At 23.9% G+C, this 9,024-nt stretch carries 9 protein-coding genes and 1 CRISPR repeat array; of the genes, 7 read left to right on the top strand and 2 right to left on the bottom strand.

Annotation, left to right across the window (positions count from 1 at the left end):
- Positions 1-122: 122 nt before the first annotated feature.
- Positions 123-1,141: direct repeats of the CRISPR family, unit length 30 nt; unit sequence GTTTAACCTTAACATGAGATGTATTGAAAT.
- 261 nt (positions 1,142-1,402) lie between these two features.
- The 6 genes from BUA70_RS10085 (at position 1,403) to scpB (ending at position 6,824) form a co-directional block, all read left to right on the top strand.
- Positions 1,403-1,927 carry an RNA polymerase sigma factor gene (locus tag BUA70_RS10085; RefSeq protein ID WP_072896956.1) on the top strand — a complete coding sequence of 175 codons (525 nt, stop codon included), beginning with the start codon at positions 1,403-1,405 and terminating at the stop codon, positions 1,925-1,927.
- Positions 1,917-2,924, top strand: coding sequence for an anti sigma factor C-terminal domain-containing protein (locus BUA70_RS10080; protein ID WP_242977320.1), 1,008 nt, complete (start codon positions 1,917-1,919; stop codon positions 2,922-2,924). Before BUA70_RS10085 ends, BUA70_RS10080 begins: the two co-directional genes overlap by 11 nt.
- A 12-nt stretch (positions 2,925-2,936) precedes the next feature.
- On the top strand, positions 2,937-3,731 hold the full coding sequence (locus BUA70_RS10075) for a hypothetical protein (protein ID WP_072896951.1): 795 nt from the start codon (positions 2,937-2,939) through the stop codon (positions 3,729-3,731).
- A 178-nt stretch (positions 3,732-3,909) separates the two neighbouring features.
- Positions 3,910-5,127: a D-alanyl-D-alanine carboxypeptidase family protein gene (locus BUA70_RS10070; protein WP_072896949.1), complete on the top strand. Its 1,218-nt coding sequence runs from the start codon at positions 3,910-3,912 to the stop codon at positions 5,125-5,127.
- 358 nt (positions 5,128-5,485) lie between these two features.
- On the top strand, positions 5,486-6,238 hold the full coding sequence (locus tag BUA70_RS10065; protein ID WP_072896946.1) for a segregation/condensation protein A: 753 nt from the start codon (positions 5,486-5,488) through the stop codon (positions 6,236-6,238).
- Positions 6,231-6,824, top strand: a complete 594-nt coding sequence (scpB, locus tag BUA70_RS10060; protein WP_072896945.1) for an SMC-Scp complex subunit ScpB — start codon at positions 6,231-6,233, stop codon at positions 6,822-6,824. The genes BUA70_RS10065 and scpB overlap by 8 nt, the downstream gene beginning before the upstream one ends.
- A 19-nt stretch (positions 6,825-6,843) precedes the next feature.
- Here scpB and ytfJ read toward each other — a convergent pair whose 3' ends face one another.
- Positions 6,844-7,260 (bottom strand): GerW family sporulation protein, encoded by a 417-nt coding sequence (gene ytfJ, locus BUA70_RS10055; protein WP_083573510.1) that lies wholly within the window; start codon positions 7,258-7,260, stop codon positions 6,844-6,846.
- A complete protein-coding gene (locus BUA70_RS10050) occupies positions 7,250-7,813 on the bottom strand; it encodes a hypothetical protein (RefSeq protein WP_072896944.1) in 564 nt (187 codons plus the stop codon). The genes ytfJ and BUA70_RS10050 overlap by 11 nt, the downstream gene beginning before the upstream one ends.
- Before the next feature lie 82 nt (positions 7,814-7,895).
- Between BUA70_RS10050 and BUA70_RS10045 the strand changes: the two genes are divergently transcribed.
- Positions 7,896-8,876 carry a D-alanyl-D-alanine carboxypeptidase family protein gene (locus tag BUA70_RS10045; RefSeq protein ID WP_072896943.1) on the top strand — a complete coding sequence of 327 codons (981 nt, stop codon included), beginning with the start codon at positions 7,896-7,898 and terminating at the stop codon, positions 8,874-8,876.
- Positions 8,877-9,024 lie beyond the last annotated feature (148 nt).

Below are 9,024 nucleotides of genomic sequence, written 5' to 3'. Positions count from 1 at the left end.
CTTCTGCCCTTACTCATAATGGACACATCCTTTCTTAACTAAATATTATTTTACTTAGTTCGACTTAATGTGTCCACTACTTTATACTAACACCAATATGCGAACTGATTTGATAAATTTTGGTTTAACCTTAACATGAGATGTATTGAAATTCGAAAATGTAATCTAACATATTATATTTTTCTTCAGTTTAACCTTAACATGAGATGTATTGAAATTAATGCAGATGCATTTTTGCAAGAGTTGGAGGAATTGTTTAACCTTAACATGAGATGTATTGAAATTAGAGATGTAAAAGTATCTATTATACCTTTAAGCTCGGTTTAACCTTAACATGAGATGTATTGAAATTAAATATAACTGGAATTGCTTGAATAAATAATATGTTTAACCTTAACATGAGATGTATTGAAATCTCTTGTAAAGAGCAATTAAGGAATATTAGACAAATAGTTTAACCTTAACATGAGATGTATTGAAATGATTAGTGAGGAAGATGAAAATTTAAAAAGTCCTTTGTTTAACCTTAACATGAGATGTATTGAAATAACAATTAATTATGGAACAAGATCATTAAATAATGTGTTTAACCTTAACATGAGATGTATTGAAATAGCGAAAAAATGTTTTAACGAAATACAAAATATGAGTTTAACCTTAACATGAGATGTATTGAAATTATGTTCTGTTGTAAACGCTGAATGTGACTTATTATGTTTAACCTTAACATGAGATGTATTGAAATTAGAATCTACCTCCTAAACAATGTTTTATTATTTCAGGTTTAACCTTAACATGAGATGTATTGAAATACCATTTCTTGTACTGGAAATTTAATAGGTCTACTTGTTTAACCTTAACATGAGATGTATTGAAATTCTTAATAAATTCTTTATCCATTTCCTTTTTTAAGGTTTAACCTTAACATGAGATGTATTGAAATCAGAATGTGCAGAAAACTATATATTAAATAATTACGTTTAACCTTAACATGAGATGTATTGAAATGTAGAAATATTAGGAAATTATAACTGTAGAACTGGTGTTTAACCTTAACATGAGATGTATTGAAATACAGAACGACACAGAAACGACTTTACTTAATAACCATGTTTAACCTTAACATGAGATGTATTGAAATGTACTTAATTTTGCTGCTGCTATCCCTTTCGAAGGTTTAACCTTAACATAAGGTGAACAATATTGAGTTTTTAATTTTTATATTTAATTATAAAATTAAGATGCTTTATTTAGATTAGTTAAATTATTTAAGTACTTTCTAAAAATATTTATTATTTAATATTGTATAAATAGAAATATTTTGTATACATATTAGAGATTAAAACGTAATAATATTAGAAGCTCTAGAAAGTTAATAATTACTTATTGTACAAATTATTTTATGAAGGGAAAGATGATGGATAATGAACTAATTAATAAAATTTTTAAAAAGAAAATGATTATTATATATAAATATTTGATTAAAATTGGTTGCGACGAAAATGATGCAGAAGACATAGTACAAGATACTTTTTTAAAAGCTATTAGATATATTGATGGTATAAATGTAGAAAAAATATCTTCTTGGCTTTTTAAGGTTGCAGTTAATAAATATTATGACTTATGTAGAAAAAATAATAAATATATTAAATTAGATATAGACGATGATATAATTCAAAAAAGTATTACAGATGATAATTTAGCTGAAAATTATTTGTTAAATTTAGAAAAAAGAGAGGAAATAATTAAGGTCTTAGATTCTTTAAGTGTAATTCAAAAGAATTTATTAATATTAAAATATAGTGAAGAATTATCTTATAAAGAAATAGCAGTTTTTTTAGATATAAAGGAAAATACAGTTAAAACTTATCTTTTTAGAGCTAGGGAAAGATTTAAAGTAGTTTGGAGGAATGATTATGAAAAGTGATGATGAAAAGCTTAAAGAATTATTTTTAAATGATGATAATTCTAAAAATTCATTTGAGAATTTAATGAGAAAAACTAAAATATTTTCTGTAATAAAAACTATTATAATAGAATTAATGATTTTTGTAATATTAATTTTTATAATCTTAATAATAAATGCTAAAGTTTTAAATGATATGTCAAATAGGAAAGAAAGATATTTAAAAGTAGTATCTAATATATCAATGCCTAATAATTATATAGGTAATATGCAGACTAATGATGTAGTTTTTACAGGACGATTAGAGTATACTAAATATAAATTTTTAGGAAATAAACCTATATTTGATGGCAATTATAAAGAAGAATATACCTATTTACCTTTAGTTAATTGTATTTATGGAGAATCAGATAAATATTTGTTTAATAGAAGTGGTGACGATTTAGAAGATTTAAGGGAATATAACAAAATTGGTAGACCAATTATGGAATTCTATCATCCATCAATTAAATATAAAAGCTATAGGGATGATTTAAAAAATATAAAGGATATAGAAGATAATAAATTAATAGAAATGTCAATATCCTTTGATAAAGAATATACATTAGATGAGATAAGAGAGATTATACCTAAGGATGTTACTTTAAATTGGTGTTGGATAAATACTTTAAATAAGGATGATATATCAAAGATTAATGGATATGAAAGTGATAGTGAAAAAATTTTTAATGAATATAGTGTATATGGATTCAAAAATATAGATAATCAAGGAAAATATATTTTAAATGCTGAAGAAAAGTTCATAGATTCAATAAATATACTTAGAAATAATAAAGATTATAAAAATAGGTATGAAAAATTAATTAATACTTTAAGTGGTGGACAAGGAGAAATAAAAAAAGAAAACTTAAAAATAATAGGCGTAGTAATAAGTGGAAATAAAAATCAGATAGAGTTATTGGAAAATAATGAGAATATTAAAGCTTCTACAATAGGAGCAATAGCTGAAAGGTATTGATGAGGTGATTATATGAGAAATTATTTTAAATTAGAGTTGAAAAAAACATTATTTTCACTAAAAACATTAATTTTTATTTTAATAATAATTTTATTTATCAGTGTACCTTATCTAAGAGAAATAGGATATATTCATCCTAATTTTGATGGAATAGATTATTTTTTAAATTTTTATAAAATAAGCTATGTGGTGTATATAATTCCATTAACATCTCTAATTTATTGTACCACCATAATTAAAGAAAAAGAAAATGGAATTATGATTAAGCTTTTTGAAGTTATGGGGATAAAAGATTATTTTATAGTGAAGGCTATAATAAATTTTTTAATAAACTTTTTAGTTGTTGCAATAAGTGAAGTAATAATATTATTATATTTTATTTTTAAGTATGGATTAAATAATAGATTTTTAAATATAAATCCTATATTAAATATAAGTAGTAATTATAAATTTATATATGTTAGTTTTATGATTATTTTAATTGCAATATCTGCAGCTAGTTTTGCTACTCTTGTTTTAGGTGTTGTAACAGCCTTTAAAAAGAAAAGTTTATCAGTGATATTTCCAGTATTTTATATAATTATTACAGGTGTTTTTTTCGGAGACTTATCTTTAAACAATGTAATTAGTTTTAATATATTAAAATTATTTAGTCTTTTAGAAATAAATAATAACTTTTTTATAAATAGTATGGTTTATGATATATGCTTAATATTATTAGGATTATTGTTACTTTATTTCTTTTTTATAAAGGAAATTACAAAGAAAAATATTTTTAAATATAAAGATTTAATTAAATCTCTATAAATATCTTATTGTATTATACAAATATTACCCGTTATATATTCATTTTAAATAAATATATCTAGTAAAATAATTTTAAAATTTTATCTATAGTTATGGAGTGAAAATATAATTTAATCTAACTTTGAAAAAGTATATATTATATATTTTAGGTAAAAATAAATCCGAAAGGAGGATTATGATGAAAAAAGTTAGTTTTAAATTAATAAGTATTTTAAGTATTTTATTTTTTATATTTACACTAATTCCTACAACTATAGTAAAGGCTGATGAAATAAATGTAGAGGCTAGATCAGCTTTATTAATAGAGCCTGTTACAGGAAAAATAATATATGAAAAAAATATTCATGATAAGTTTGCCCCAGCATCTGTTACTAAAATAATGACTATGCTTTTAGCGATGGAATCTATAGATAATGGTAAGATAAAGCTTACAGATACTATAACAGTTAGTGAAAATGCTAAAAAAATGGGCGGAAGTACAATGCTTTTAGATACTGGAGAAGTGAGGACTGTAGAGGAAATATTAAAAGGTATTGCTGTAGCTTCAGGAAATGATGCTTCAGTAGCTATGGCGGAATATTTAGGTGGAACAGAAGAAAACTTTGTTGTAATGATGAATGAGAAAGCAAAGGAATTAGGCATGACTAATACAGTATTTAAAAATTGTAACGGACTACCTGCAGAAGGACATATTTCTACAGCTTATGATATAGCTTTAATGTCTAAAGAACTTTTAAAACATGATACTATATTAAAGTATACCGGAATATATATGGAAACTATAAGTGAAGGAAGAAAAACGCCTATTGAACTTGTAAATCATAATAAGTTAGTTCGTTTCTTTAAGGGATGTGATGGACTTAAAACAGGATATACAGAAGAAGCAAAATATTGTATCTCTGCTACAGCAACAAGAGATGGAGTAAGAATGTTAACTGTAATTATGGGTGCTCCAACTTTTAAAATTAGAAATAGAGATGCTAGTATGCTTTTAAATTATGGATTTTCTAAGTTCCAATGTAAAACTATAGTAGAAAAAGATAATGATGTAGAAAACATAAGTATGAGCAAAAATGGAGATAAGTTCTTTATTGCTAAAGCTAAGGAAGATCTTAAAGTTACTATTTTAAAAGGTGAGGAAGAAAAATTAACTAAAAAAGTTATATTAAATAATCCTGATAAAAAGAAGTATACAAAAGGAGAAGTTGTAGGTAAGTGTGAAGTATATCTTGAAGAAAATCTTTTAGGTACCGTTGAAATTTATGCAGATAGAGATATAAAGAAAGCTAATATATTTGAAAACATCAAATATAATATGAGTAATATGTTTAATAAAGATAATAATAAAGAAAATTTAGAAACTAAAGATATTAAAGAAAATGAAAAGAATAAGTAGTTTAAACATATCTTATAAAATACTAAAAACAAATATAACTTTAAAGTAAAAAATAATAATAAATTTAAACTAGAACATCTCAAAAGTTTGAGGTGTTCTTTTTATATTAAAAAGAAAAAAGTTTTAGTTAAATAACTAAAAATGGAATTAATAAGGATTTCTTTTATATTAAAAGAAGGGTTATAGATAGAAAATATATGGCGAAATAAATTATAGTTATTTTATTATAAAAATATTTAAAAAGACATAGGTTAAATTTTTTATATAACTTCTTTGTGCAAAATAATATTTTATATTGATTAAAAAAAATCCTACTGATATTATATAATATGTTAATAGGTATTTAGGAGAGATGATAATGAGTTTACCTAATATTAAAGTTACAGGTTTTGAAGGGCCTTTTGATTTATTACTTCATTTAATCAAGAAAAATAAAATGGATATTTATGATATAAAAATATGGGAGATAACTAATAAATATTTAGAATACATAAACAAGATGAAGGAGTTAGATCTTGAAGTAACTTCTGAGTTTATTGTAATAGCTGCAACTCTTATAGAAATTAAATCTAAAACTCTTCTGCCAAAGCCTCCAAAGGAAGAAGAGGAAGAAGAAGATCCTAAAGAAAAGTTACTAGAACGATTAATTGAATATAAAAAGATAAAATTAGCTGCTCAATATTTAAATAATTGTAGCAAGTATACTGGTGATGTTTATACTAAAAAGGCAGAAGTTATTGAATTACCAGAAGAAAAGAGCAACATAAAGATGGACAAAATATTTAAAAATATATCTATGTTAGATTTATATAACTTATATAATGATATTATGAATAGATATTTAAGTAAGCAAAACTCTAATTTATCCTTTGATAAAAGAATTCCAATAGATAAATATAAAGTAGAGGAAAAAATGGAGGAAATTTTTTCTTCTTTAAAAGATAAAAAAATAATAGAGTTTTCTGAATTTATTTATAGATGTGAATGTAAGCTTGAGGCTGTTGTATCTTTTTTAGCATTACTAGAACTTATTAAGATTAGAAAAGTAAAGGTAGTTCAAAATGAGAGTTTTGGAAGCATATATATTGAGAGGATGGAGATAGATGGATAGTATTAATTATTCACAATTTGAATTTGAGGAGGCTTCAAATAAAAATAGAATTATTTCTATTATAGAATCTCTATTATTTGTAAGTGGAGAGCCCCTACCATTAAAGGAAATATCAAAGATTTTAGAAATAAATGAAAATAAAGCTTTAGAGATTCTAAAAGATCTATCAGATAGATATGAAAAAGAAGATAGAGGTATAAAACTTATAAGTATAAATAATAACTATCAACTTATAACTAAGCCTGAAAATAGCAATTATATACATAAGCTATTAAAGAAAAATACAAGACAATCTTTATCGCAGGCTTCTCTTGAAAGTTTAGCTATTATAGCATATAGGCAACCTATTACCAGAATCGATATTGATGAAATAAGAGGAGTAAAAAGTGAAAGTGCTATTCAAAGGTTAGTAGAAAGAAATCTTATTAAAGAAGTAGGAAGATTAGATGTTCCTGGAAGACCAATACAATACGGAACTACTGATGAATTTTTAAGACAATTTGGTCTTACAGATTTAAAAGATCTTCCTGTAATGGATGAGTTTAAAGAAGAAGAGGAAGAAGTAGCTATTACAGAGGAAGAATAAGAAACCTAAATTAGGTTTCTTATTTTCTATCACAAAAGTCTATATCTTTTTCTTCATCTTCATCAAAGAAATCTTTTATCATATCTATTACTTGTGGTATAGTATCTACAACTCTGTCATAGGTATTACTTTGATTTACAGGTAATAATCTTACATTATCATTTCTAACAACTAAAAAAGCTACAGGTTTTACAGTAACACCAGCTCCAGATCCACCACCAAAAGGATATCTATTTGCAGATTCTTTATTATATTCTGTTAAGGTCATTTCACTACCACCAGATGCAAATCCAAAGGATAATTTTGAAATTGGGACTATATAGGTTCCATCAGAAGTTTCTATAGGTTTTCCTATGATTGTATTTACATCTATCATATCTTTAAGATTTTCCATAGTGCTTTTCATTAAATTTTCTATAGGATGATTATTTTCCAACTTTTTTCTCTCCTTTATTAAATGATTTTAATATTAAAAACAGCATATATATAGTTTTTGCAAAGTTTACATATAATATACTTTCAAATGAAAAATACAAATAATTCTCCTCCTTAAATAATGGTTTTATTTGTTGGTTATCTATTTTGTAATTAAAAATTAGTGATAGATAATTATGAATTAAGGCTAAAACTTGATAAATATATCCGAAAGATATAGCTTCTATAGCCATATTTTCTATGTTATATGCCATAGAAATTTCTGAATGTAGCTTTGGTTTAAAGGGATTATTTATTAAGCTATATATAAGCTTTTTTTTATTTAAATTATTTAATTTGTTGGTTAATTTACCATTATACTTTCTTTTGTGTTCTTTAAATTTAAAATTATAGATAACTGATTTTACATATTTTTGCCATGATGATGATAGGTAAAATATCTTATTAAATATAGATAACCTTACTTCAAGATTATTATTGTTATATAAAAATAAAAATTTTATTTTTATAGGAATTAAAAGTAGAATTAAGAGAAAAATAAGTATTAAGCCCATATATACCTCCTGCTATATCTTTAGTATTACCAGTTTTAAAAAAATTAACCACTAATTAGTAAAATATAAATGAGGTGAAAATATGAAAAAAATTATTAGTATTTTAATACTTATATTTTTTATATGTATAAACTCCACTAAGGTTTTAGCTAAGGATTTAGTCTATGATGCAAAATATGTATTAGCTCTAGACGGTGATAGTAAACAGATATTATTTGAAAAAAATGGTCATAACATTGTCCCAATGGCTAGTACAACTAAAATTTTAACCTCTTATATAGCTTTAAATTGTACTGATTTAAATGAAAACTTTAAGGTAAGTAAAAATGCTCAATATGTGAGAGGCTCTAAAGTAGGACTTAAAGCAGATGAAAATATAACTTCAGAAGAGCTTACCTATGGATTGATGTTTAAATCTGGAAATGATGCTGCAGTAGCTCTTGCAGAAGGAATTGCTTATTCAGAGGAAAATTTTGCAGATCTTATGAATCATTTTTCTCATTCTATGGGATTTATAGATTCAAATTTTGAAACAGTTCATGGATTAGATAGTCAAAACCATTACACAACTTGCTATGATTTAGCTATGCTAACTGCTAAAGCTATGGAGAATGAAACTTTTTCTAAAATAGTTTCTAGTAAGGAAATCACAAAAGAAGGTTTTAATAGGAGTTATAATAATATAAATAAGATACTATGGAGGATTCCAGAGGCTAATGGAGTTAAAACAGGATATACAGGTCAAGCTGGTAAATGCCTTGTAACATCGGTAAATTATGGAGGCAGAAATATAATAATAGTGGTTTTAAATAGTGAAAAAAGATGGGAAGTTACAGAAAGAGTTTTTAATTATTTAAAAGAAAACTATGATTTTAATACTGTAGATTTAAAAGATTTGAATATTAAGAAATTAGAAGGAAACTTAAGATTTTCTATACCTAAAAATCATACATATAAGGTAGAAGCATTAGAGAAAAGTATTTTTAAATCTAAAGAAAAAATTAAAGAAGTAAAGGTTATTGATACTACAGATAATAGTGAAATCTTAAAAAAATATTATTAAAAGTTAAAACCCTTTAAATAGTAACTTTTGTTATATTAAAGTTACTATTTAAAGGGTAATTATATTTTTTAAAGTAGTATTTTAAAATTTACTATAGTAAATATAATATTTAAATTATAAATTATATAAAATTAGGGGATAAGATAAT

It is taken from the genome of Clostridium fallax, from assembly GCF_900129365.1.
GTDB classification, from domain to species: Bacteria; Bacillota; Clostridia; order Clostridiales; family Clostridiaceae; genus Clostridium_AH; species Clostridium_AH fallax.
The sequence above is the reverse complement of the archived record's forward strand: the minus strand, read 5'-3'. Positions and strand labels throughout refer to the sequence as shown.